Raw genomic sequence first — 23954 nt, forward strand, 5'->3', positions numbered from 1 at the left:
TGCGTCGCCCTTGGCCTTCCCGTTTTGGGGGAGCGGAGGCAAACACGGACGGCGGATGGAATATTTCTTACAGCAGCTGATCAACGGGATCGCGCTCGGCTCCATCTATGGGCTCATCGCGATCGGCTACACGATGGTCTACGGGATCATCGGCATGATCAACTTCGCCCATGGCGACGTGTTCATGGTGGGCGCCTTCATCGCGCTGATCAGCTTTCTCGGCCTCATGGCGGTGGGCGTCACCTTCGTGCCGCTGGCGCTGATCCTGGTGCTGGTGGTGGCCATGCTGCTCACCTCCGCATGGGGCTGGACCATCGAGCGGGTCGCCTACCGGCCGTTGCGGAGTTCCTTCCGCCTCGCCCCGCTGATCACCGCCATCGGCATGTCGATCGCGCTGCAGAACTTCATGCAGGTGGCGCAGGGCGCGCGGGTGAAGCCGCTGCAGCCGGTCATCACCGGCCGGTTTGAGATGTTCGCAGGCGACAATTTCGCCGTCACCCTTTCCAACATTCAGATCCTGATCGTGGTCACCACCATCGTGCTGATGGCGGTGTTCTGGCTCATCATCGACCGCACGTCTCTGGGCCGTTCGCTTCGCGCCTGCGAGCAGGACCGGATGATGGCGGCGCTTTGCGGGGTGAATGTCGACCGCACCATCTCACTCACCTTCGTCATGGGGGCGGCGCTCGCGGCCGTCGCCGGCCTGCTCTATCTGCTCTATTACGGTGTGATCGATTTCTTCATCGGGTTCATCGTCGGGATCAAAGCCTTCACGGCAGCCGTCCTCGGCGGAATCGGGTCCTTGCCGGGCGCCATGCTGGGCGGGCTGATCATCGGTCTGATCGAGACCTTCTGGTCCGCCTATTTCACCATCGAATATAAAGACGTGGCCGCCTTCTCCATGCTGGCGCTGGTGCTGATCTTCTTCCCCTCCGGCCTGCTCGGCCGCCCGGAAGTCGAGAAGGTATAGTCTTGGAGCCGGCGGTACGCGAAAAGCCTCGTCTCCTGCCGGCCCTCTGGGATGCGGCCATTGCCGCCGGCATCGCGTTTCTGCTGTTCTGTCTGGTTCTGGGCGTGCGGACGGTGGACGGGGTCTATGGCCTCACTCTGCAGCCGCGGCCCGTCCTGCTTGCCGTCGTCGTCGGGATCGTCTTCTTCGGCCGCCTCGCCCTCAACCTGTTCTGGTGGGATCGGGACTGGCGGTTTCCCCCGCTGCCCTTCTTCAGCCGCACAGCCAAGGATGCGAAGGACCGCGCGCCGCGCGACATCTACCGGGTGGGGCTTGTCCTCATCGGTTTCGCCGCGGTCTTCCCGCTGCTGGGGCTCGTGCTCAATAAAGTCTTCGGGGCGAACCTGCCCCTGCTCTACCTGATCGATCTCTCCATCCTGGTGCTCACCTATGTGATGCTCGGCTGGGGACTAAACATCGTTGTGGGGCTCGCCGGCCTTCTGGACCTCGGCTACGTCGCCTTCTACGCGGTCGGCGCCTACACCTTCGCGATCCTCGCCACGACCTTCGGCTGGAGCTTCTGGATGTGCCTGCCGCTGGCGGGCATCCTCGCCGCGTTCTGGGGCATCGTTCTCGGATTCCCCGTGCTCCGGCTCCGGGGCGACTACCTCGCCATCGTGACGCTGGCCTTCGGCGAGATCATTCGGATCGTGATCCAGAACTGGACGGAGCTGACCGGCGGTCCGAACGGCATCTCCAACATCCCGGAGCCAAGCTTCTTCGGGCTGGAGTTCGCCTTCCGGGGCGACAACACGTTTCACCAGTTCTTCGGCCTGCCCTACGACGCGATCTACGGCAGCATCTGGCTCTACTACATCATCCTGGTGATGGCGCTGATCACCAATGCCGTCACCTTGCGACTCCGCCGGCTGCCGATCGGACGCGCCTGGGAGGCGCTGCGGGAAGACGAGATCGCCTGCCGGTCGCTGGGCATGAACACCACCACGACCAAGCTTTCCGCCTTCGCGACAGGCGCGCTGTTCGGCGGGTTCGCGGGTTCGTTCTTCGCTGCAAGGCAGAGCTTCATCAGCCCGGAATCGTTCACCTTCATCGAATCCGCCATCATTCTGTCCATCGTCGTGCTGGGCGGCATGGGCTCTCAGCTGGGGGTGGCCATCGCGGCGGTGGTGATGATCGGCGGCTTCGAGGCGCTCCGCCACACGGACAGCCTGCAGCTGGTCTTCGGTACCGGCTTCGATCCGACGCTCTACCGGATGCTGTTCTTCGGGCTCGCCATGGTCGCCATCATGGTGTGGCGGCCGCGGGGGCTGGTTTCCACCCGGCAGCCGACCGTGACACTGAATAAGGATGCGGGCTCGATCTCCAAGGACCTCGTAAGCGAGGGAAGCGGATGAGCGCGCGTGGCGCCGATACGCCGGTGCTCCAGGTGGAGCATCTCACCATGCGCTTCGGGGGGCTGGTGGCCGTGGACGACGTCTCCTTCGAGGCGCGCAGGAGTGAGATCACCGCCCTGATCGGTCCGAACGGCGCCGGCAAGACCACGGTCTTCAATTGCATCACCGGGTTCTACAAGCCGACGGAGGGCATGATCACCCTCACCCAGGTTTCGGGTCAGCGCTACCTTCTGGAGCGCATGGACGACCATGTGATCAACGCCAAGGCCGGCGTGGCGCGCACCTTTCAGAATATCCGTCTCTTCCCCGGCATGACGGTGCTGGAGAATTTGATGGTCGCGCAACACCAGATGCTGACGAAGGGGCCGGCGCGGGCGCTTGGTTCGCTGATCGGGCTTGCCGCCTATCGGCAAGCGGAAGCCGAAGCGCTGTCCTTCGCCATCCACTGGCTGGAGCGGGTCGGGCTGACCGCGCGGGCCGATCAAGCCGCGGGCGATCTTCCTTACGGCGATCAGCGCCGGCTTGAGATCGCTCGGGCCATGTGCACCCGGCCGGAGCTGCTCTGCCTCGACGAGCCGGCGGCCGGTCTGAATGCGCGGGAGAGCGAGGAGCTGAACGGGCTGCTGCGTTCGATCTGCGCAGAAGGAAACACCGCTATCTTGCTGATCGAGCACGATATGAGCGTGGTGATGCGCATCTCCGACCATGTGATCGTGCTCGACCACGGCAGCGTCATCGCCGACGGGCCGCCCTCCAAGGTTCAGAACGACGAACACGTGATCGCCGCCTATCTCGGCGTGCCGGACGAAGAAGTGGCCAACGTGGAGAAGGAGGTGGGCGCGTGAGCAAGGCGCTGCTCGAAATCTCCGGACTGGTCGCAGGCTACGGCCACCTTCCCGTGCTGCACGGCATCGACCTGTCGGTGAAGGAGGGCGAGATCGCCGCCATCATCGGGGCAAACGGCGCCGGCAAGACCACGCTGATGATGTCGATCTTCGGCAATCCGAAGCCTTCGGCGGGCCGCATCCTGTTCGAGGGCCGGGACATCACCGACCTGCCCGCCCACGCGGTGGCACTGGAGCGGATCGCCCAATCGCCGGAGGGACGGCGCATCTTCCCGCGCATGACGGTGCTTGAGAATCTGCAGATGGGCACCCTGATCGCACCGGATAAGGAGCGCTACGAGGACGACCTCGGCCATGTGTTCGAGCTATTCCCGGTGCTTGCAACGCGCAAAGACCAGCGGGCGGGCACGCTTTCGGGCGGCGAGCAGCAGATGCTGGCGATCGCTCGGGCGCTTATGGGACAGCCGCGGCTGCTCCTTCTCGACGAGCCGTCGCTGGGCCTCGCTCCGCTGATCACGCGGCAGATCTTCGCCGCCATCAAGGCGCTCAACGAAGAGGGCCTCACCGTCCTGCTGGTGGAGCAGAACGCCTACCACGCGCTGAAGCTCGCCTCCTGCGGCTATGTGATGGTGAATGGCCGCATCACGCTCTCGGGCAGCGGAACGGAGCTTCTGGAGAGCGACGAGGTGCGCCGCTCCTATCTCGAAGGCGGCGCGTCGTCGCCGTCGGCGGACGAGGCGAAGAAAGGAGCCAAGGCATGATCTGGCTCTCCGATGACGGCGCCCTCGTCTTCTTCGTGCTGACGGTCGCGATCGGTGGCGGAGCCGCCTATCTCGCGGCAAGGAGCCTGGCGCTCGGCTGGCGGCCCTTCTGGAAGGTCGCCGCCTATATGCTGCTGCTGGCCGGTGCGGTCCGGTTCTTCCACTACGCCCTGTTCGATGGAGAGCTGCTCTCCGCCTATTACTATCTTGTCGCCTATGTCGTGCTGCTCGCCATCGCCGGCTTGGCGTACCGGCTCACACGAACGACACAAATGGTGACGCAATATCCGTGGCTTTACGCGCGTTCCGGTCCCCTGAGCTGGCGAGACCGCTAGGGCGGCAACGCCCCTCGGCCCGTTGGCGGCGGCCGGATTTGCGCTAGAGTGCGGCTCAACTTGGCCGAAGACCCTTCGGTCGAAGCGCTTGGAGGGATGATATGCGACGTTTTTGGAGCTTCACGGCGGTTGCCGCCGCGTTCGGCGTGTTCGCCGGCCTGGCGGGCTGCGGAGACGGCGCTGACGGGGAAACGACCACCATCGGCGTGGTCGGCCCCCTCACCCTGCAATACGCTTCCTTCGGCGAGCAGATGAAGCAAGGCGCGGAGCTCGCCATCGCCGACATCAACAAGGCGGGCGGCGTTCTGGGCAAGAAGCTCGCCGCCGATTACGGCGACGACGCCTGCGATCCCAAGCAGGCGGTGGCCGTGGCGGGCCAGATGGTCGGCAATCGCGTCCCCCTGGTGGTGGGGCATTTCTGTTCGGGTTCTTCCATTCCGGCGGCGCAGATCTATGGCGACGCGGATCTCGTGATGATCTCGCCAGCCTCCACGAATCCCAGCCTCACCGACGATCGGGCGGGACCCAATATCTACCGGGTCTGCGGCCGCGACGATCAGCAGGGCGCCGTGGCCGGCCACTATATCGCCGATCATTTCGCCGGAAAGAATATCGCGATCGTCCACGACAAGACCGCCTACGGGAAGGGTCTCGCCGACCAGACCAAAAAGGCGATGAATGAGGCGGGGCTTCAAGAGAAGCTCTACGAGGCGATCACCGCCAACGAGAAGGACTATTCGGCGCTCGTCTCCAAGCTGAAGCGCAACAATATCGATCTCGTGTTTCTGGGCGGTTATCACACCGAAGCCGGGCTGATCACCCGTCAGATGCGCGATCAGGGCCTCGATACGGTGCTGATGGGCGGCGATGCCCTGGTGAGCCAGGAGTATTGGTCCATTACAGGCGATGCGGGCGAAGGCACGCTCATGACATTCTCGCCCGACCCCCGCAACAACCCCGAGGCCAAGGACGTGGTGGCCCGGTTCGAGGCCAAGGGCGTCGAGCCAGAGGCTACGTCCTCTACACCTACGCGGCGATCCAAGCCTGGGCGAAGGCGGCCGAGAAGGCCGGCACGACGTCATCCATCGAGGTGACAAAGGCGATGAACGACACGCCGTTCGACACGGTGATCGGCAAGTTCCGCTTCGACGCGAAGGGTGACCCGAACCTGCCGCCCTATGCGGTCTATCGCTGGGAAGACGGGAAATACGCCGAGATCGACTCGAAGAGCGGCGAGAAGGTCGCAGAGCCGGGGCCGGCCAACACCGAAACTCCCGACGTCCATCCGGTGGAAGCCGAACGGCCTGGCGGCGAGGAGAACGAGCCGGTGGAATAGCGCCGGCCCCCTGTCCGGGCCGTCAGCGTTCGAATCTCAGGATCGGCTCTGAGATCAGCTTTTCTCGCTAAGATCAGCTTTTCTTGGGAGGCGCGGCTTCCTTGGCGGCCATGAACTCGGCCTCAAGAGCCTTCTCTAGCGCCACGAGATCCTCGGGCAGCGGCATGCCGTAGGCCCGCATCTCGTTCAGGCGCTCGCGGATCTGCTCATAAAGCTCGTGCCGGTCTTCCGGCTGATCTTCCATCTGGTTGATCAGATTTGCGATTTCCGCCTGCAGATCGTCGAATGCCATACGCTTCAAGCCTCCCTTACGAAGATGCGGATCGGAGCATAAAGCGACCCGTTGGGCAAGCGGATGAGGAGCGGCATTGCGGCCTCGTTCAATCGCTTGCATAGTCCCCCCAGGGCTGACGCGGGGGCGACGAGCATGGGCACCATCACGGTCAACACGGTTATCGGGTTCATCCTGGCGATTCTGTTCGCCATGGTGATGGGCATCTCCATGCAAGCGATCCTTGTGGGCGACTACCTGCAGTCTCAGAACATCATGAGCGAGATCACCCAGGTGACCGTGCGCATCGCCGGATTCTCCGGCGCGCTGGCCGCCCTGCTCGCCTGGTGGGCGCAGCGGTTCGCGGCCATGCGCGGCTTTCTGGTCCGCTTCGTCTTCGCGCTGTTCATCTTCGTCGTGGCGTTCTTCAGCTTCGGCGGTCTGCTGCGGGTGATCTGGACCCACGTGACCTATCCGAACCAGCAGGATTGGTCGTTCACCGGGCTCTATTTCGCTTCGATCAACGACTTCTACACCTTCGTGCTCTTCCTGCTGGGACAGAACCTGCCGGCCTATCTCGTGCTGGTGGTCGCCGCGGGCATCTATCTCGCCCTGTTCGGTCCGAGAGAGCCGTCCGCGGCGTAAGCGAGCGCCTTGCTCCAATCGCGGCTCTGTTGAATTGAGGCCTGGGCGCGGCTCTGCTAGACGAAGGCTCGAATTTCAAGCGACGTGACCGGCGCAGACCGCTCACCTTCATTCAGGTCTTCATATGATTCCTCGTTACAGCCGTCCCGAGATGACGCGCATCTGGGAGCCGGAGAACCGGTTCCGCATCTGGCTCGAAATCGAAACCGCCGCCGCCGAAGCCATGGCGGATCTGGGACTGATCCCGAAGGAGGCCGCCGAAGCCGTGCGGGCGAAGGGCGATTTCGACATCGAGCGGATCGACGAGATCGAGGCGGAGGTGAAGCACGACGTGATCGCCTTCCTCACCTCGGTGTCGGAGCATGTGGGTCCTGAGGCGCGCTTCCTGCATCAGGGCATGACCTCGTCGGACGTGCTCGATACCTGCCTGAACCTGCAGTTGGTGCAGGCCGCGGACATCCTGCTCGCCGATCTCGACAAGCTGTTGGAAGCGCTGAAGAAGCGCGCCTACGAGCACAAGAATACGGTCACCGTCGGGCGGAGCCACGGCATCCATGCCGAGCCGACCACGTTCGGTCTGAAGCTCGCCTTCGCCTATGCGGAGTTCGACCGCAACAAGCAGCGGCTGGAAGCGGCCCGCGAAGAGGTCGCGACCTGCGCGATTTCCGGCGCGGTCGGCACCTTCGCCCATCCCGATCCGCGAATCGAGGTGGCGGTGGCCAAGCATCTCGGCCTGAAGCCCGAGCCGATCTCCACTCAGGTGATTCCCCGCGACCGTCATGCGGCGTTCTTCGCAACGCTCGCCGTGATCGCCGGCTCCGTGGAGCGGGTCGCCACCGAGATCCGGCATCTGCAGCGCACCGAGGTGCTGGAAGCGGAGGAGCGGTTCGGATCCGGCCAGAAAGGTTCATCGGCCATGCCTCATAAGCGCAATCCGGTGCTGTCGGAGAATCTGACGGGGCTCGCCCGACTGGTGCGCGGCTATGCCATGCCGGCGCTGGAGAACGTGGCGCTATGGCATGAGCGGGATATCTCCCACTCCTCCGTCGAGCGGGTGATCGGACCCGACGCGACCATCGCGCTGGATTTCGCTCTCCACCGCCTCACCGGCGTGATTGACGGTCTCGTGGTCTATCCGGAGCGTATGCAGTCCAACATGGACAAGCTCGGCGGTCTCATTCACTCACAGCGCGTGCTGTTGGCACTGACCAATGCCGGCGTCTCGCGCGAGGACGCCTACCGGCTGGTGCAGCGGAATGCCATGAAGGTCTGGGAAGGCGACGCCGATTTCCTGACCGAGCTCCTTGAGGATCCGGACGTGACGGGCGCGCTGACCGAAGAGCAGATCCGCGCCCAGTTCGACCTCGGCTACCACACCAAGCATGTGGACACGATCTTCGAGCGGGTGTTCGGGGCGTAAGAGCGCCTAAGCCCCGAACCGATCCGGCTCGACACGCGGCTTTAGCGTGCGGGGCGAGCGCCGGGAATCGGATTGTTTCCGTCGCGCTTTCCCTGGCCCTGAGCAGGCTTTGGCGGTTTTGCACGCCCCTCGGCGGCCGCCCTGCCTTCGCGCGCCTTGGTATTGTTCTTCTGAGCCGGTTTCTTGTTCGCAGACGGCTTATTCGCCGGTGGGCGCTTGGGCGGGCTTGCGCGGCCCTCGGCAGCCGCCCTTCCCTGTAGGGCCGCAGGATTGGTCCCCTTTTTCTGAGACGGCTTCTTATTGGAAGACTTGTTGCTCGAAGACCTGTTGCCGGACGATCTGTGCCGATCGTCGTCACGGCTGCCGCTCCTGTGGCGGTCCCGGTCATTGTCATAACGGCCGTAGCTTCCACCGCCGTGATACCGGTCGCGATCATACCGGTCGTATCGGTCGTAGCGCCCGTGGTCGTAGTGCCGGTCGTGATCGTGCCAGTCGCGCCCGCGATACCCGTCGTAGCGATCATATCCGCCATAGCCGCCGTAATAGCGGTAGGTCGAGTACGGCCGCACCAGCGGGTACGGGTCGTAGGGCACATAGCCGGGCCCATAATCGTAGCCGGAGTAATCTCCGTAGCCCGGGGAATACCCGTAACCCGGCGAGGAGCCATACCCGCCATAGCCTACCGCGTCGAAATCCAGATACATGTCGGCGACGAAGCCGCCCGCGGCTTCGCACCAGCCGAAGCTGCAGTTCGTGGCGTCGATGGTGGTGCCCGCCGGCAGATTATTGATGATCGGCGAGCCCGTGGTGGGCGCGGTGCGAACATTCAGGTTGACGGTGACCACCGCGGGCGCGGCGGAAGCGGTGATGGGCAGAGCCGCCAGGGCGGCGGCCACGAAAAACGCGGCGATGGCTCGCATGAGTTTGTCCTCCCGCCCGGCCTCGGCTGGACCGGACGTTCTATACGGACGGCGTAACGCTTGATTTCAAAGGAATTAAGGCGGCGCGCCTACTTCATGTAGCCGGCTTCCGCATCCCCCGCCGGACCGAAGATATGGGGCCGGTAGCGATAGCGGTTGCGCTCCCGCGGACTCAAGATAAAGCGGCGCGGATAAAAGCGCGGCGGCACCGCCGCGTAGGGCGGCAACTCCCGATAGACATTGGTGGAGCGGTAATGACCGGCCCGATAGGGATATGGCGGATCGATCACGATGACCTCGGGCGCCGGCCCGACAGGACCGCCCGTGAGGCCAACCATGCTGGCGTAGCCGTCCTGACCGCGCCAGTCCACGGCGCACCAACCGTCGGCGCAGTCGCCGATATCGATCCGGCTGCCGGCAGGCATGGTAGCGATGATCGCGTACTGGGTGCCGGGACCGGTGCGGAGATTGAGGTCGGCGGTGGTCTGAGCCTGGCGCGCTTCGGCCGCGGCAGCGAACAGGCCGGAAACGGAAGCGACGGCAAGCACCGCGGCGAGCCGCGCAAGCTTATTCGTGCTCAAGGTCTTCCTGCTCCCCATGGTCCCGCTCCTGCCTCTCCTTGCGCCGCGGACGGCATCCGCGATTCTGTTCCTCTGATCGGCGCCATGATGCACCGGAATGGCCGCTTTCGGCTAGCGGCCTTTGGACGCTTTACGGCTTCCGGTCGATGGAACGCCGGATTTCCGCGGCCGTGCTCGCGAGCCACGAGGCGTCGGTGCCGATGGCCACCACGTCCCAACCCGCCTCGACGGCCGGGCGTGCAAAGTCGATATCGTTGGCGAAAATGAGAGCGATAACGCCCCGCTCCTTGGCCTTCCTGAGAACGTGAGCCATCGCCTCGATGACCTCCGGCGCCCGAATGTTCAGCTCGCCGGTCAGGGCGACGGAAAGATCGTTGGGGCCCAGGCAGACCATATCCAGCCCGTCCAGGGCGAGGATTTCGTCGAGGGAGTCCATGGCGCCCGCCGTCTCGATCTGGGCACAGGCGATAGTCCAGCCATTGGCGGCGGAGAAGTAGTCGCCTTCGAATTCCAGCCGTGCGCGATACGGGCCCCAACTCCGGATGCCGCGAGGCGGATATTTCACCGCGCGGATGAAGCGGGCCGCGTCGTCGGCGGACTCGATAAGGGGGCAGACCACCCCTTGAGCCCCGGCATCGAGGGCTCTGCCGATGAGAGCCTTGTCGTTCTCGGCGATGCGGACCATGGCAGGCAGTCGCGCCGCCCTCGCCGCCGTGAGGCATGCGACCAGCTCCGAATGGCCGCCGATGCCATGCTGCTGGTCGATGGTGACGCAATCCCAGCCGGCCTTGGCGATCAGTTCAATGGCGAAGGGCGAGCCGAGGGTGAGCCACGCATTGTAGAGCGGGCGTCCGGCCTTCGCGGCTTCCCTGAAACGGTCCTCGCTCATGAGGCCCCCGCGACGGAAAGCGGCCTCGCTGCCGGCCAGAGATCGGTTCGGCCGGCGGCAGCCATCTAGCTTTCGCTCTCGATCTGGGTAATCGCTTCGGCCAGAAGGTCCTGCATCTGGCGGCGGATCTGATGATCGGACTGCTCGATATTCTTAGCGTCGAAATCGCCGCGGACCTTGCGGAAGACGTCCTCCTCGCCCGGCTCGTCGAAATCGGCCTTCACCACCTCTCGGGCGTAGTTCTGGGCGTCGTCTCCGGCGAGGCCCATCTTCTCCGCGGCCCACAAGCCGAGCAGCTTGTTGCGGCGCGCCGTGGCCTTGAATTTCAGCTCCTCGTCATGAGCGAATTTCTTTTCGAAGCTCTTTTCGCGATCGTCAAAGCTGGCCATTGCGCCGCAATCCTCCAAAATGGCGGTTCTTCACGTCCGCCGCCGTAAAACATACCGAAAATCCGCAAATTTTTGCGGGGGAGACATAGCCCTCCGGCGTTCCTAAATCAACAAAGGGCCGCAAATCGGTCGCGGGGCCTAATCGTTGTGTGCGCATTTGCCATCGGATAAGCTCCGAACCACAATTTCGCTAGGCGATTCCGACCATGGCAATTGGCTCAAGCGCGCGGCTCACTGGTTCGCCCCGCGCTTTTTTGCTTTTTGCCGGAACTCCGGCTTGAAAGGACAGCGTATGAACCGCCGACGCCGCATCTATGAAGGTAAGGCCAAGATCCTCTATGAGGGCCCGGAGCCGGGCACGCTCATCCAGCATTTCAAGGACGACGCCACCGCCTTCAACAACCAGAAGCACGACAAGATCGAAGGCAAGGGCGTCCTCAACAACCGGATCTCCGAGTACCTGTTTCAGCGGCTCGGCGAGATCGGCGTGCCGACCCATTTCATCAAGCGGATGAACATGCGCGAGCAGCTCGTGCGCGAGGTCGAAATCATCCCCGTCGAGGTGGTCGTGCGCAACGTGGCGGCCGGCTCCATCGCCAAGCGGCTCGGCATGGAGGAAGGAACGCCCCTGCCCCGCTCCATCGTGGAGTTCTACTACAAGTCCGACGAGCTCGGCGATCCCATGGTCACCGAGGAGCACATCACGGCGTTCAACTGGGCGGTCCCCCAGGAGATCGACGACATGATGTCCGTGGCGCTGCGGGCCAACGACTTCCTGTCCGGCCTGTTCCTCGGCATCGGCATCAAGCTGGTTGACTTCAAATGCGAGTTCGGCCGGCTGTGGGAGAACGACACCATGCGGATCGTTCTCGCCGACGAGATCTCGCCCGATTGCTGCCGGCTGTGGGATATCGAGAGCCAGGAGAAGCTGGACAAGGACCGCTTCCGCCGGGATCTCGGCGGCCTCGTGGAGGCCTATCAGGAGGTGGCGCGCCGGCTCGGCCTGCATGTGGAGAACAACCCGCAACAGAACCAGTCGGGCCCCGTGCTGGTCCGCTCCCAGTAGCGTCTTCAAGAGGGGGAGCAGGCATGAAGGCACGCATCACCATCACCCTGAAGCCGGGGGTTCTGGATCCGCAAGGCAAGGCCATCGAGGGCGCGCTGCATGCGCTGGGCTTCGGCGGCGTCGATGACGTTCGCCAGGGCAAATATATCGAGGTCGAGATCGGCGAAAGCGATCCCGACCGCGCCAAGGCGGAAGTAGAGCGCATGTGCGAGGAGTTGCTCGCCAACACGGTGATCGAAAACTATTCCTACGAGCTCGAGGCGGCGTGAGGGGGCCTCGCCCTTCGAGACGCGGCACCGCCGCTCCTCAGGGTGAGGCGCAACTTCTCATGCTGAGGGCCGCTCGCGGCGGCGTCTCGAAGCATGAGCCAGAGGCATCCAAGTTTGACTATGAAAGCTGCTGTCGTCGTCTTTCCCGGATCCAACTGCGATCGCGACGCCAAGACCGTCCTGACCCAGGTGACCGGCAAGGCCCCGGCCATGGTATGGCACGGGGATGCGGAGCTGCCGGAGGCCGATCTGATCGTGCTGCCGGGCGGTTTCTCCTATGGCGATTATCTGCGTTCCGGCGCCATGGCGGCTCACTCGCCGATCATGCGCGAGGTGATCGCCCGGGCGAAAGCCGGTACGCCGGTGCTCGGCATCTGCAACGGTTTCCAGGTGCTCACCGAGACGGGGCTGTTGCCCGGCGTCCTGATGCGCAACCGTTCGCTCCGCTTCATCTGCAAGGATGTGCGGCTGAAGGTGGAGCGCAACGACACGATCTATACCCGCAGCTACGAGGCGGGCGAGATCGTCACCATTCCCATCGCCCATAAGGACGGCAACTATTTCGCCGACGACGAGACCCTGGCGCGGGTCGAGGGCGAAGGGCTAGTCGCGTTCCGCTACGTGTCGGAGAGCGGCGGCCTGGACGACGACGCCAATCCCAACGGCTCCCAACACAATATCGCCGGTCTCTATAACGAGCGCGGCAACGTGCTCGGCATGATGCCCCACCCCGAGCGGCTGGCCGAGCCGGCCCTGGGCGGCACCGACGGGGCCAAGATTTTCACTTCGCTGCTGGAGGCGCTCCATTGAGTGAAGCGACGCAGAAGGTCGACGCTCCGGACGAACTGCCCGAGGAGCTGATCGCGGAGCACGGGCTTTCGCCCGACGAATATGCCCGCATCCGCAAGGAGCTCGGTCGCACGCCGACCCTCACGGAACTCGGCATCGTCTCGGTGATGTGGTCGGAGCATTGCTCCTACAAATCCTCGCGCATCTGGCTGAAGACGCTGCCGACAGACGGTCCCCAGGTCATCCAGGGGCCGGGCGAAAATGCCGGCGTGGTCGATCTCGGAGACGGCGACGCGGCCGTCTTCAAGATGGAGAGCCACAACCACCCCTCCTATATCGAGCCCTATCAGGGCGCGGCGACGGGTGTGGGCGGCATCATGCGCGACGTGTTCACCATGGGCGCACGGCCCGTGGCCAATATGAACGCGCTGCGCTTCGGCTCGCCGGAGCATTCGAAAACCCGGCATCTGGTCTCCGGCGTCGTGTCCGGCATCGGCGATTACGGCAACTGCATGGGCGTGCCGACCATCGGCGGCGAGACGAATTTTGACGCGCGCTATGACGGCAACATCCTGGTCAACGCCATGTGCGTCGGGCTGCTGAAGTCCGACCGGATCTTCAAATCCGCCGCCCGCGGCGTGGGGCTACCCGTGGTCTATGTGGGGTCCAAGACAGGCCGCGACGGCATTCACGGCGCGACCATGGCCTCGGCGGAGTTCGACGATGCGTCGGCCGAGAAGCGCCCGACTGTCCAAGTCGGCGATCCCTTCACCGAAAAGCTGCTGCTGGAAGCCTGCCTGGAGCTGATGGCGGAGGACGTCATCATCGGCATCCAGGACATGGGTGCGGCGGGTCTTACCTCCTCGTCCGTGGAGATGGCCGACAAGGGCGGCGTCGGGATCGAGCTGGATCTCGACAAGGTGCCCTGCCGGGAGGAGGCCATGACGGCCTATGAGATGATGCTCTCGGAAAGCCAGGAGCGCATGCTCATGGTGCTGAAGCCCGGTGCCGAGCCTCAGGCAGAGGCCATCTTCAAGAAGTGGGAGCTGGACTTCGCGGTGATCGGCATCACCACGGACACGGGCCGCTTCGTGATCAAGCATCAGGGCGCCGTGGAGGCCGATCTGCCGCTTTCGGCGCTGGCTGACGGCGCACCGGTCTACGAGCGTCCCTGGGTCCCGAAGGAGCCGCAGGTGGCGCCGAAGGAGGTGCCCGCGGCGGACGGCCCGTTGAGCTCGCTGGAAGCGCTTATGGGCACATCCAATCTCTGCTCCAAGCGGTGGATCTACGAACAATACGATCACATGGTGATGGCCGACACGGTCGCGCGCCCGGGCGGGGATGCCGGCGTGGTGCGCGTCCACGGCACCAACAAGGGCGTCGCGGTCTCCTGCGATGTGACGCCCCGCTATTGCGCGGGCGATGCGTTCGAAGGTGCCAAGCAGGCCGTCGCCGAATGCTGGAGGAATCTGACGTCAGTGGGCGCCGACCCGCTCGCCATCACCGACTGCATGAATTTCGGCAATCCGGAGCGGCCGGAGATCATGGGCGAGTTCGTGGCTGCCGTGAAAGGCATGGGAGAGGCCTGCACGGCGCTCTCCTTCCCGGTCGTCTCCGGCAACGTTTCGCTCTACAACGAGACCAACGGCGTCGCCATCCCGCCGACCCCGGCCATCGGCGGCGTTGGGCTCATTCCCGATGTGGCGAAGATGGCCCATCTCGCCCTCGCCCACGATGGCGATGTGCTCGTCGTGGTCGGCAAGACGAAGGGACATCTCCATCAGTCGCGCTATCAGGAATGGATCAGCGGCAAGCTGGAAGGCCCGCCCCCATCCGTCGATCTCGACGCGGAGCGCAAGGCTGGCGATTTCGTTCGCGGACTGATCCGGGACGGCACGGTCACCGCCGTGCACGACGTTTCCGATGGCGGGCTGCTGGTCGCCATCGCGGAGATGGCTCTCGCGGGCGATCGCGGCGTGGCGCTGGATGCCGATATCGGCGACCTGCCTGCGCACCGGTTCTGGTTCGGCGAGGATCAGGCCCGTTACGTCGTTGCGGTGCCTTCGACCGGTGTCGAGGCGTTGATCGCGGCGGCGGCGGAGGCCGACCTCCCTGCCCTGACGCTGGGCACGGTGGGCGGCGATTCTCTCAGCCTCGGGGCGGAGCCCCCCTTGCCGCTCGCCACTTTACGGTCCACTTATGAGCAGTGGCTTCCGGACTATATGGATGGCGGCCGCGAGCAATAGCGCGCCTGAATTACCGAAGGAGACGACGCTTATGGCCATGCAGGCCACCCAGATTGAAGCGCTGCTCCGGGACGAGTTTCCCGATGCGGAGATCGAGATCGAGGATCTCGCCGGCGATGGCGATCACTACAAGGCAGTGATCGTGGCAGAGGCCTTCCGAGGCAAGAGCCGGGTGCAGCAGCACCAGATGGTTTACGCGGCGCTGCAGGGCAGGATGGGCGGCGAGCTGCATGCCCTCGCCCTGCACACCAAAGCGCCGGCATAGGAAAGGACAGACCAAGATGAGCGAACAGGACGTCCAGGACTGGATCAAGCGGCAGGTGGCCGAAAACGACGTCGTGCTCTTCATGAAGGGCGCGAAGGAGATGCCGCAATGCGGGTTCTCCGCTCAGACGGCCTATATCCTGAACCACCTCGGCGTGGACTTCAAAGACGTCAACGTCCTGGAGGATATGAGCGTCCGGGAGGGCATCAAGGCCTACAGCAACTGGCCGACCATTCCGCAGCTCTATGTGAAGGGCGAATTCGTCGGCGGCGCCGATATCGTGCGCGAGATGTTCCAGGCCAACGAGCTGCAGGAGCTTCTGACCTCCAAGGGCATCTCCCACAACAATCAGACACTGACGGCCTAGCCCGACCGGGCACACGTCTCCAGAACGAAAAAGGGGCGCTGAGGAAATTCCTCGCGCCCCTTTTTTGCGCCCGAAGCGTCTCGACCAGAAGGCGCTGGAGGCAAGCCCCCAGCGCTCAAGGGAGACGCCCCTAGCGCGAGTAGTACTCGATGACCAGGTTCGGTTCCATCATGACCGGATACGGCACATCGGAGAGCGCCGGTGTCCGGACATACTTGGCCGACAACTTGTTGTGGTCGACATCGAGATAATCCGGCACGTCGCGCTCGGGGCTCTGTACAGCCTCCAGCACCAGACCGATATCCTTCACCCGGTCGCGAACCTCGATCACATCGCCTTCCTTGCAGCGATAGCTGGGGATGTCGACCTTCTTGCCGTTCACGCGCACATGGCCGTGGGACACGAACTGGCGGGCGGCAAAGACCGTCGGGACGAACTTCGCGCGGTAGACGATCGCATCCAGGCGGGATTCGAGAAGACCGACCAGACGCTCACCGGTGTCGCCCTTCAGACGGGCGGCCTCGTGATAGATGGCCTTGAACTGCTTCTCGGTGATGTTGCCGTAATAGCCCTTCAGCTTCTGCTTGGCGCGCAGCTGAATGCCGAAATCCGACAGCTTCTGGCGGCGGCGCTGGCCGTGCTCGCCGGGGCCGTATTCGCGTTTGTTGATGGGGCTTTTAGGGCGTCCCCAGATATTCTCGCCAAGACGACGGTCGATCTTGTACTTGGCGTTAATGCGTTTCGTCATCGAAAACTCCAAAGCTCGTCAGTGCCGATCGCGAGCGCCCCGCTTGGTTTCCAGTTCAAATAAGACGCCTCTCCCCTCAGGCCGGATGCGTTCTCACGCGGCCATTCGCCTGGTAATCCGGGGCGGCGGCTTGGATGAAATGGAAACAGGCCCCTGACGATCGAACCTTCCGATCCGTCCTCACGGGCGCCTCGCGCTCAAGCTCAGCTTTCGCTGGGGCTCTGTTACACGCAAACCGGAGAAAGTGTCAATTGGCACCGGCGTTGTTTGGTGCAACGGGCTGGGCCAGCGGTGCCTCGGGGCTCATTGGGACCTGACCGGAAGGAACTTGCCCCGACGGCACCTGACCTGAAGGGACAGGGCTCGCAGGCTGTGCCGCCTGCTCGGCCTCCACAGTCTGCAGATATTCGTTGATGGCCTCGGTCACGGCCTGCTTTTTCTCCGGCGTACAGGTGGGCCGCTTGGGATTGAAGGCCTCGTCGTCCTCGTTCGCCTTGGAGGCCGCACCGTCGGCAGCTTCGTCGCCCTCTTTTTCGGTGATCTTCATATCGCCGGTAAAATAGGAGACGGAGAACATGTGCAGGGTGTTGATGAACTGCATCTGTTCCAGGGTCCAAATACCCCGGCGCTCCTGCGCGTCCATCATGGTGCGGAAGTTTTTCTGGCCCAGCTCCGGCACATCGCAGATCTCGGCATAGGCGGAGCGCATGGCAGCCCGAATCACGTCTCGGGCATCATCCACCGGAATGATAATCTTGGCCGGGTCGGACTTGTCGATGCTGATCATCGTGCCGTTCCCGGCGTCAAGCTGTTCCGGCATGATGGACCAGGCATAGCTCGTCATGACACGGACGGCGCTGTCGCTGAGCTTCTTCTCCGAGCCCTCGCTGCTGCTCTCAGGCTCGCGGGTCCGCTCGGTAAGCTGCTGGGCCATGACCTGGCCCGCCTCCTGGTCGGCGGCTACGGCCGGCGTACCGGACATCAACGCAAACGCGGCGAACGCGCCAGCGCTCGCACGCACCCAAAACATACCCATAAACTGCCCTCTTCCTCCCGTGCAGGAAGCTATCATTGTTGACCCACATCGCAATAGGAGAAAGCGGGCGGAACTATGACCCCTGCCTTGGGAATCAAGGATTCCGGCGCTTTCCGCCAGTGAGCGACGATACTATACCCCGCCATGTCCGAACGTCCTGCTCGGTCAGCTGCATGCGGTGAAACATATTGCGGATATTGCGGACCATGGTTGGCCGCTTCTCCGCAGGGCGCAGGAAGCCATGGGCGTCCAGCTCCGCTTCCAGATGCTCGAAAAGCCCGAACATCTCCTCGCGCTCAGCCGGCCGCGTGTTCGGAAGCGGCGTTCCTTCGCGGGCCGGACCGTCGAACCGCGTGGCCCGCCCGAGGCCGCCGGGACCCGCCTGCTTCTGCCATTCATAGGCGATCAGGAGCACGGTCTGCGGCAGGCTGAGAGAGGCGAAGGCCGGATTGACCGGCGCTGTGACGAGAGCGTCGACAAGGCCGATGTCGTCGTTGTCGAGGCCGCTACGCTCCGGCCCGAACAGAATCGCGCAAGTTTGCCCCTGCTTCTGACGGGAAAGGAGTTCCGCGGCCGCGCTTTCCGGCGTCATGACGGGCTTCACCATATCCCGCGGCCGGGCGGTGGTGGCGATGACGTAGTTGGTCTTGGCGAGCGCGAGCTCGGTCGTCTCGTAGAGGGTGGCGGAATCGACGGTGGCATAGGCGCCGGCGGCGGCGGCGGTCGCCTTCTCGTTGGGCCAGCCGTCACGCGGCGCGACCAGACGCAGATCCGCCAGGCCGAAATTCGCCATGGCGCGGGCGGCGAAGCCAATATTTTCGCCCAGCTGGGGCCGCACCAGGACGATGGCCGGACCGACAACGGCTTGGGCTGCAGCCTTGTCCTTCGTGCTTGCTCGCGATGCGCGGCTCACCTCGTGCTCCTCCCTCGTGTCACGGGCTTATTCTCGGCCGGTGCTCCGACCCCTTGCCCTTTGACGCAGGGCAGCTCGCTTTTTGGCGCGGCTGCCTGATGTTATAGATTTGATCCTGCCGTTTTCGGTCTTGTCGTCTTCAGTTATGCCGTGTTCGAGGCGGTCTTACCGGCCGCCCCGATAATTACAAGCGTCTAGCCCTCCGCGGAGCCCAGGTTTTGAAAAAAATTCAAGTCGAGAATCCCATCGTCGAGCTTGATGGGGACGAGATGACACGAGTCATCTGGCAGTTCATCAAGGAAAAGCTGATCCTCGCCTATGTCGATGTTCCGCTCAAATATTTCGATCTTAGCATCGAGAACCGGGATGCGACCGACGACCAGGTGACGGTCGAGGCGGCGGAGGCCATCAAGGCGACGGGCGTGGGCGTGAAATGCGCCACCATCACGCCGGACGAGGCGCGTGTCGAGGAGTTCGGCCTCAAGAAGATGTGGCGCTCCCCCAACGGCACGATCCGCAACATCCTCGGCGGGGTGATCTTCCGCGAGCCGATTATCTGCCAGAACGTGCCGCGGCTCGTGCCGGGATGGACCCAGCCGATCGTGATCGGCCGCCACGCCTTCGGCGACATCTACCGGGCGACGGATTTCGTGGTCCCCGGCAAGGGCAAGCTCACGATCTCTTTCGTGGGCGAAGACGGAGAACGAATCGAAAAAGAGATCTACGACTTTCCTGGCGGCGGCGTCGCATGGGGATGTTCAATCTGGACGAATCGATCCGCGACTTCGCCCGCGCCTCGTTGAATTACGGGCTGGCTCGAAACTATCCGGTGTTCCTCTCCACCAAGAACACGATCCTCAAGGCCTATGATGGCCGCTTCAAGGATCTGTTCCAGGAGATCTACGATGCCGAGTTCCGGGAGGAGTTCGAGAAGCGCGGACTGACCTACGAGCACCGGCTGATCGACGACATGGTGGCCTGCGCGCTGCGCTGGTCGGGCGGCTATGTCTGGGCCTGCAAGAATTACGACGGCGACGTGCAGTCCGACACGGTGGCGCAGGGTTTCGGATCGCTGGGCCTGATGACCTCGGTACTGATGACGCCGGACGGACAGGTGGTCGAGACGGAAGCCGCCCACGGCACGGTGACCCGCCATTTCCGCCGCCACCAAGAGGGGCTGGAGACCTCCACCAACTCCACCGCCTCGATCTTCGCCTGGACGCGCGCCCTCAAGCATCGCGCCAAGCTGGACGGCCACGTGGCGCTGGCCGAGTTCGCGGAGACGCTGGAGAAGGTCGTGGTGGATACGATCGAGTCCGGTTTCATGACCAAGGATCTGGCGCTGCTCGTCGGACCGCAGCAAGGCTGGCTCTCGACCACGGGCTTCCTCGACAAGATCGACGAGAACCTGCAGGCGGCGATGGCGGACGCCGGCTGAGGAGTGGCACACCGATTGCCGCTCTACGTTTCTTGCTTCGGCGTCTGACGTCTGTCTTCGGGCACGTCGCGGCGGCGCTCCTTGGCGACCTCGCGAATGGCCCGCAAGAGCTCCGGATGCCGGCGGCCGAGCTGCGCCAAGGCAACCGAATCCAGCACGTAGATCCTGCAGGGCGAAGTGGCGACCACATCGGATTTGTGGCGCCGATGCTCCAGCAGCGCCGCCTCCCCGAAGAAGTCGCCTGGCCCTAGCGGCTCCCGCAAATCGTCGCCGTGCTCCGCCACGGCCTCCCCGCTCTCGATGATGTACATGGCGCTGCCGCTATCGCCCGCCGAGATGATCGGGGCGCCGGCCGGGAAGTGCCGGGCATATAGAAGCCTGCAGACTTCGGCGATCTCAACCGCCTGCAGGGAATCGAAGAGGGGCACGCGGGCGACGTTGCCCCAGGTGATCACGAATTGATGGCGTCCTGCTTCCTGGCCGAAGCCGGTGGCGAGGATCGCCACGGGAAGCGCCAGGGCGGCGAGCCCCAGCAGCATGACGACCGCGCCCACGATCTTGCCGAGGGGCGTGATGGGGACGACGTCGCCATAGCCACGGTGGTCAGGGTGGCCATGGCCCACCAAAGGGTCTGGGGGATGCTGCCCATCTTGTCCGGCTGCGCCTCGTGCTCCAGGAAATACATGATGGTGGAGCAGAAGAGCAGCAGGATCAGGATAACGAGGAACGTGCCGACCAGGGCGCGCCATTCCGTGGCGAAGACCCGCTGCAGGGATTGGAGCGCAGGCGAGTAGCGCACCAGCTTCAGCAGGCGCAGGAGACGCAGCACGCGCAAGACGCGCAGGTCGATCGGCAGCAGGTTGCCGAGATACCAGGGGAGCACCGCCAGAAGATCGATGATCATGATCGGGCGCCGGGCGAATTTGAGCCGCGCGCGCCAGTTGGGCTCGTTGCGGAACAGCGGGATCTCCACCGCGCTCCAGATGCGGAGCACGTATTCAATGGTGAAGACGATCACCGAGAAAGTGTTGAAGCGCTGGAGCGCGTTGGCGTGGACCGTGGCGAAGGGCTCCACCGTCTCCAAGGCGAAGGCGAAGACATTCGCCACGATGAGCGTGATGATGAAGGCGTCGACGAAGGAGGACGCCGGGTGGGCGTCGGTGCCGACCTCCAGGACATCGTAGACGCCGCGGCGAAGGCGGCGCCACGGTGTCTCCTCGCTCATCGTTCAGACCCGCTCACGCGGTGGTTTCGGCGAGGTTCGGTGCGGCGCTGCCTGAGAGCTGCGCGGCGATGGCGGCCAGCGCCTCGTCGGCTTTCGCGCCATCCGCACCGCCGGCCTGGGCCATGTCGGGGCGCCCGCCCCCGCCCTTGCCACCGAGCACGGTGGCGCCCGCCTTGGCGAGGTCGACGGCGTTGTATTCACCTGTCAGATCGTCGGTGACCCCGACGACCAGGCTCGCCTTGCCGTCCTCGCTGACGCCGACGATAGCGACGACGCCGGAGCCGATGCGCTTCTTGCCCTCGTCGACGAGGCCGCGCAGATCCTTTGCCGGCACGCCCTGAGCGGTGCGAGCGAGCAACTTCACTTTGCCGAGATCCTGGATGGCGTCCGCATCGCCGCCGGCCTGCGCGCCGCCACCGCCGAGCGCGAGCTCCCGCTTCGCCTCTGCGAGCTGACGCTCTAGCTTGCGGCGCTCGTCCACCAGGGCGGCGAGGCGGGTGATGACATCGTCGGGACCGACCTTCAGCAGCTCCGACGCCTCGCGAACCTTATCGGCCTGGGCGTTGAGATAGGTGCGGGCGGCCTCGCCGGTCAGCGCCTCGATGCGGCGCGTGCCTGACCCGACCGCGGTTTCGCCGACGATCTTCATGATGCCGATCTCGCCGGTGCGTCCGACATGAGTGCCGCCGCAGAGCTCGATAGAATAGGCGTGACCCGCCTTCTCGCTGTCGTCGATGGTCCCCATGGAGACCACCCGGACCTCGTCGCCGTATTTCTCGCCGAACAGCGCCAGGGCGCCCTTCTCAATGGCCTCATCCGGGCTCATGAGATGGGTCTCGACTGCGCTGTTCTGGAGGATCATGCGGTTGGCGAGGGTCTCCACCTCTTCGATCTGCTCGTGGGTCATGGGCTTCGTATGAGAGAAGTCGAAGCGGAGACGTCCCGGCTCGACCAGGGAACCCTTCTGGGCGACGTGGGTGCCCAGCACCCGGCGCAGGGCTTCGTGGAGGAGATGGGTGGCGGAGTGATGGGCCCGCGACCCGGCGCGGAAGCCGTGATCCACCTCCAGCTCGACAGTGTCGCCGACCTTGAGGCCGCCCTTCTCCAACGTGCCCTGATGGACGAAGAGCCGGCCGAGCTTCTTCTGGGTGTCGTCGACCTCGAACAGGGTGCCCGCGGCATGGATGCTGCCGCGATCGCCGACCTGGCCGCCGGATTCCGCGTAGAAGGGCGTCTGGTTGAGGATGACCGCACCGCGGTCGCCCTGCTCCAGGGCCTCGACGCGCTGTCCGTCCTTGATAAGCCCGACGATCTCGCCGGAGGCGGCCTCGTTCTCGTAGCCCAGGAATTCCGTCGCGCCGAATTCTTCGGCCAGCTCGAACCACAGGGTCTCGGTGGCGGATTCGCCCGAGCCGGACCAGGATTTGCGCGCCTCTTCTCGCTGGCGCTCCATGGCCTTGGCGAAGCTTCCGTATCGACGCCGATGCCGCGCTCCTTGAGAGCGTCGGCGGTCAGGTCGAACGGAAATCCATAGGTGTCGTAGAGCTTGAAGGCGACGTCGCCGGGCAGCGTGGCGCCCGGCTTCAAGTCGCCGCTCGCCTCATCCAGCAGCTTGAGGCCGCGGTCGAGGGTCTCGCGGAAGCGTGTCTCTTCGAGCTTCAACGTCTCGGTGATGAGACCCTGACCGCGGATCAGCTCGGGATAGGCGCGGCCCATCTCCTTCTCCAAGGCCGGGAAGAGGCGATAGAGCAGCGGCTCCTCCGCGCCCAAGAGATGGGCGTGGCGCATGGCCCGGCGCATGATGCGGCGGAGCACATAGCCGCGGCCTTCGTTGGAAGGCAGCACGCCGTCTGCGATGAGAAAGCTGGCGGAGCGGAGATGGTCGGCGATGATGCGGTGGCTGGCGCGGTCCTTCCCCTCGGCCGGCTTGCCGGTCAGGTCGACGGATGCCTCGATCAGATGACGGAACAGGTCGATGCCGTAATTGTCGTGGGTGCCCTGAAGAACAGCGGCAATGCGTTCCAGGCCCATTCCGGTGTCGATGGAGGGACGCGGCAGTTCCTTGCGGCTGCCGTCCTCCTGCTGGTCGAACTGCATGAAGACGAGGTTCCAGATCTCCACGAACCGGTCACCGTCCTCGTCGGGGCTTCCCGGCGGGCCGCCGGGGATGGTCTCGCCGTGGTCGTAGAAGATCTCCGAGCACGGACCGCAAGGACCCACCTCCCCCATGGACCAGAAATTGTCGGAGGTCGAGATCGGGATGATCTTGTGGTCGGGGAAGCCGGTGACCTTCTTCCAAATCGTTGCCGCTTCGGAGTCCTCGCCATAGACGGTGACGAGAAGCTTCTCGGGCGGAAGGCCGAAGCCCTTGGTCAGCAACTCCCAGGCGAGCGGAATCGCCTCTTCCTTGAAATAATCGCCGAAGGAAAAATTCCCCAGCATCTCGAAGAAGGTGTGGTGGCGGGCGGTATAGCCGACATTGTCGAGATCGTTGTGCTTACCGCCGGCGCGGACGCATTTCTGGGACGACACGGCGCGCGGAGACAGCGCCTTCTCCTGGCCGGTGAAGACGTTCTTGAACGGCACCATCCCTGCGTTGACGAACATCAGGGTTGGATCGTTATGGGGTACGAGCGGCGCCGAGGGCACGATGCGGTGATCGCGCTCGCCGAAATACTCCAGGAAGGCGGTCCTGATCTCGTTGACGCCGGTGCTTTCGCTCACGGGTAAATTCCAGAAATGGTCGCGAAGGAAGATCGCATCAAAATTACGGTTTCGGCGTTCTTTCACGCGAGCGCTTCGCCCGCAAACCCTTATCCGCGAAAGGATAGAGCAA

The 23954-nt window shown here is 64.2% G+C and carries 24 protein-coding genes and 3 pseudogenes; 15 read left to right on the top strand and 12 right to left on the bottom strand.

The features are described 5' to 3' along the window. Window positions 1–55 precede the first annotated feature (55 nt). From A7A08_RS03340 to A7A08_RS03365, 6 genes and pseudogenes are all read left to right on the top strand, one after another. Window positions 56–970, top strand: coding sequence for an ABC transporter permease subunit (locus A7A08_RS03340; RefSeq protein WP_069094074.1), 915 nt, complete (start codon window positions 56–58; stop codon window positions 968–970). A gap of 2 nt (window positions 971–972) precedes the next feature. Continuing rightward, window positions 973–2364 (top strand): high-affinity branched-chain amino acid ABC transporter permease LivM, encoded by a 1392-nt coding sequence (gene livM / locus A7A08_RS03345; RefSeq protein ID WP_069094075.1) that lies wholly within the window; start codon window positions 973–975, stop codon window positions 2362–2364. Beyond that, window positions 2361–3209, top strand: coding sequence for an ABC transporter ATP-binding protein (locus tag A7A08_RS03350; protein WP_069094076.1), 849 nt, complete (start codon window positions 2361–2363; stop codon window positions 3207–3209). The genes livM and A7A08_RS03350 overlap by 4 nt, the downstream gene beginning before the upstream one ends. After that, complete coding sequence (locus A7A08_RS03355; RefSeq protein ID WP_069094077.1) at window positions 3206–3970, top strand: ABC transporter ATP-binding protein; 765 nt, start codon at window positions 3206–3208, stop codon at window positions 3968–3970. The genes A7A08_RS03350 and A7A08_RS03355 overlap by 4 nt, the downstream gene beginning before the upstream one ends. Then, a complete protein-coding gene (locus A7A08_RS03360) occupies window positions 3967–4305 on the top strand; it encodes a DUF6867 family protein (RefSeq protein ID WP_069094078.1) in 339 nt (112 codons plus the stop codon). The genes A7A08_RS03355 and A7A08_RS03360 overlap by 4 nt, the downstream gene beginning before the upstream one ends. A gap of 101 nt (window positions 4306–4406) precedes the next feature. Further along, window positions 4407–5641 (top strand): annotated as a pseudogene (locus tag A7A08_RS03365) (branched-chain amino acid ABC transporter substrate-binding protein). A 73-nt stretch (window positions 5642–5714) separates the two neighbouring features. On the opposite strand, the gene A7A08_RS03375 reads toward A7A08_RS03365, so the two are convergent. Then, window positions 5715–5933: a hypothetical protein gene (locus tag A7A08_RS03375; protein WP_069094081.1), complete on the bottom strand. Its 219-nt coding sequence runs from the start codon at window positions 5931–5933 to the stop codon at window positions 5715–5717. Window positions 5934–6068: 135 nt separating this feature from the next. Between A7A08_RS03375 and A7A08_RS03380 the strand changes: the two genes are divergently transcribed. Further along, entirely contained in the window at window positions 6069–6557 is a 489-nt protein-coding gene (locus tag A7A08_RS03380) for a hypothetical protein (RefSeq protein WP_069094082.1), read from the top strand. 124 nt (window positions 6558–6681) lie between these two features. Next, a complete protein-coding gene (gene purB, locus A7A08_RS03385; protein ID WP_069094083.1) occupies window positions 6682–7977 on the top strand; it encodes an adenylosuccinate lyase in 1296 nt (431 codons plus the stop codon). Window positions 7978–8018: 41 nt separating this feature from the next. On the opposite strand, the gene A7A08_RS03390 is transcribed toward purB, so the two are convergent. The 4 genes from A7A08_RS03390 to A7A08_RS03405 form a co-directional block, all read right to left on the bottom strand. After that, the gene (locus A7A08_RS03390; protein WP_069094084.1) at window positions 8019–8897 is read right to left on the bottom strand and encodes an SH3 domain-containing protein; all 879 of its coding nucleotides are present in this window, start codon (window positions 8895–8897) and stop codon (window positions 8019–8021) included. Between the two features lie 89 nt (window positions 8898–8986). Next, entirely contained in the window at window positions 8987–9478 is a 492-nt protein-coding gene (locus A7A08_RS03395; RefSeq protein WP_169822908.1) for an SH3 domain-containing protein, read from the bottom strand. A 130-nt stretch (window positions 9479–9608) separates the two neighbouring features. Continuing rightward, entirely contained in the window at window positions 9609–10367 is a 759-nt protein-coding gene (locus tag A7A08_RS03400; protein WP_069094086.1) for an HpcH/HpaI aldolase family protein, read from the bottom strand. Window positions 10368–10432: 65 nt separating this feature from the next. Then, a complete protein-coding gene (locus A7A08_RS03405) occupies window positions 10433–10756 on the bottom strand; it encodes a DUF1476 domain-containing protein (RefSeq protein ID WP_069094087.1) in 324 nt (107 codons plus the stop codon). A 292-nt stretch (window positions 10757–11048) separates the two neighbouring features. Here A7A08_RS03405 and purC point away from each other — a divergent pair, with 292 nt between their 5' ends. The 6 genes from purC to grxD all read left to right on the top strand — a co-directional run bounded on the left by purC (window position 11049) and on the right by grxD (window position 15758). Beyond that, window positions 11049–11822: a phosphoribosylaminoimidazolesuccinocarboxamide synthase gene (gene purC, locus A7A08_RS03410; RefSeq protein WP_069094088.1), complete on the top strand. Its 774-nt coding sequence runs from the start codon at window positions 11049–11051 to the stop codon at window positions 11820–11822. Between the two features lie 23 nt (window positions 11823–11845). Further along, window positions 11846–12091: a phosphoribosylformylglycinamidine synthase subunit PurS gene (gene purS / locus A7A08_RS03415; protein ID WP_069094089.1), complete on the top strand. Its 246-nt coding sequence runs from the start codon at window positions 11846–11848 to the stop codon at window positions 12089–12091. Between the two features lie 120 nt (window positions 12092–12211). Continuing rightward, window positions 12212–12901 carry a phosphoribosylformylglycinamidine synthase subunit PurQ gene (gene purQ / locus A7A08_RS03420; protein ID WP_069094090.1) on the top strand — a complete coding sequence of 230 codons (690 nt, stop codon included), beginning with the start codon at window positions 12212–12214 and terminating at the stop codon, window positions 12899–12901. Then, window positions 12898–15126 (top strand): phosphoribosylformylglycinamidine synthase subunit PurL, encoded by a 2229-nt coding sequence (gene purL / locus A7A08_RS03425; RefSeq protein WP_069094091.1) that lies wholly within the window; start codon window positions 12898–12900, stop codon window positions 15124–15126. The genes purQ and purL overlap by 4 nt, the downstream gene beginning before the upstream one ends. Window positions 15127–15157: 31 nt before the next feature. After that, window positions 15158–15391, top strand: a complete 234-nt coding sequence (locus tag A7A08_RS03430; protein WP_069094092.1) for a BolA family protein — start codon at window positions 15158–15160, stop codon at window positions 15389–15391. Between the two features lie 16 nt (window positions 15392–15407). Continuing rightward, window positions 15408–15758 carry a Grx4 family monothiol glutaredoxin gene (gene grxD / locus A7A08_RS03435; protein WP_069094093.1) on the top strand — a complete coding sequence of 117 codons (351 nt, stop codon included), beginning with the start codon at window positions 15408–15410 and terminating at the stop codon, window positions 15756–15758. A 130-nt stretch (window positions 15759–15888) separates the two neighbouring features. On the opposite strand, the gene rpsD is transcribed toward grxD, so the two are convergent. The 3 genes from rpsD to A7A08_RS03450 form a co-directional block, all read right to left on the bottom strand. Then, on the bottom strand, window positions 15889–16506 hold the full coding sequence (rpsD, locus tag A7A08_RS03440; RefSeq protein ID WP_069094094.1) for a 30S ribosomal protein S4: 618 nt from the start codon (window positions 16504–16506) through the stop codon (window positions 15889–15891). 247 nt (window positions 16507–16753) lie between these two features. Next, the gene (locus tag A7A08_RS03445; RefSeq protein ID WP_141693816.1) at window positions 16754–17542 is read right to left on the bottom strand and encodes a hypothetical protein; all 789 of its coding nucleotides are present in this window, start codon (window positions 17540–17542) and stop codon (window positions 16754–16756) included. 94 nt (window positions 17543–17636) lie between these two features. After that, window positions 17637–18455, bottom strand: a complete 819-nt coding sequence (locus A7A08_RS03450; protein WP_069094096.1) for an RNA methyltransferase — start codon at window positions 18453–18455, stop codon at window positions 17637–17639. Window positions 18456–18673: 218 nt separating this feature from the next. Between A7A08_RS03450 and A7A08_RS03455 the strand changes: the two are divergent. Then, window positions 18674–19893 (top strand): annotated as a pseudogene (locus A7A08_RS03455) (NADP-dependent isocitrate dehydrogenase). 23 nt (window positions 19894–19916) lie between these two features. Here the strand turns inward: A7A08_RS03455 and A7A08_RS03460 are convergent. The 4 genes and pseudogenes from A7A08_RS03460 to alaS form a co-directional block, all read right to left on the bottom strand. Further along, window positions 19917–20447, bottom strand: a complete 531-nt coding sequence (locus tag A7A08_RS03460; RefSeq protein ID WP_425348990.1) for a cyclic nucleotide-binding domain-containing protein — start codon at window positions 20445–20447, stop codon at window positions 19917–19919. Continuing rightward, the gene (locus tag A7A08_RS16690) at window positions 20345–21118 is read right to left on the bottom strand and encodes an ion transporter (protein WP_069094098.1); all 774 of its coding nucleotides are present in this window, start codon (window positions 21116–21118) and stop codon (window positions 20345–20347) included. The genes A7A08_RS03460 and A7A08_RS16690 overlap by 103 nt, the downstream gene beginning before the upstream one ends. 13 nt (window positions 21119–21131) lie before the next feature. Next, the gene (locus tag A7A08_RS17525) at window positions 21132–22106 is read right to left on the bottom strand and encodes a DHHA1 domain-containing protein (protein ID WP_425348994.1); all 975 of its coding nucleotides are present in this window, start codon (window positions 22104–22106) and stop codon (window positions 21132–21134) included. Window positions 22107–22232: 126 nt separating this feature from the next. Further along, window positions 22233–23908, bottom strand: a pseudogene (alaS, locus tag A7A08_RS17530) (alanine--tRNA ligase); the annotation flags it as partial. Window positions 23909–23954: the final 46 nt, after the last annotated feature.

It is taken from the genome of Methyloligella halotolerans, assembly GCF_001708935.1.
GTDB lineage: Bacteria > Pseudomonadota > Alphaproteobacteria > Rhizobiales > Methyloligellaceae > Methyloligella > Methyloligella halotolerans.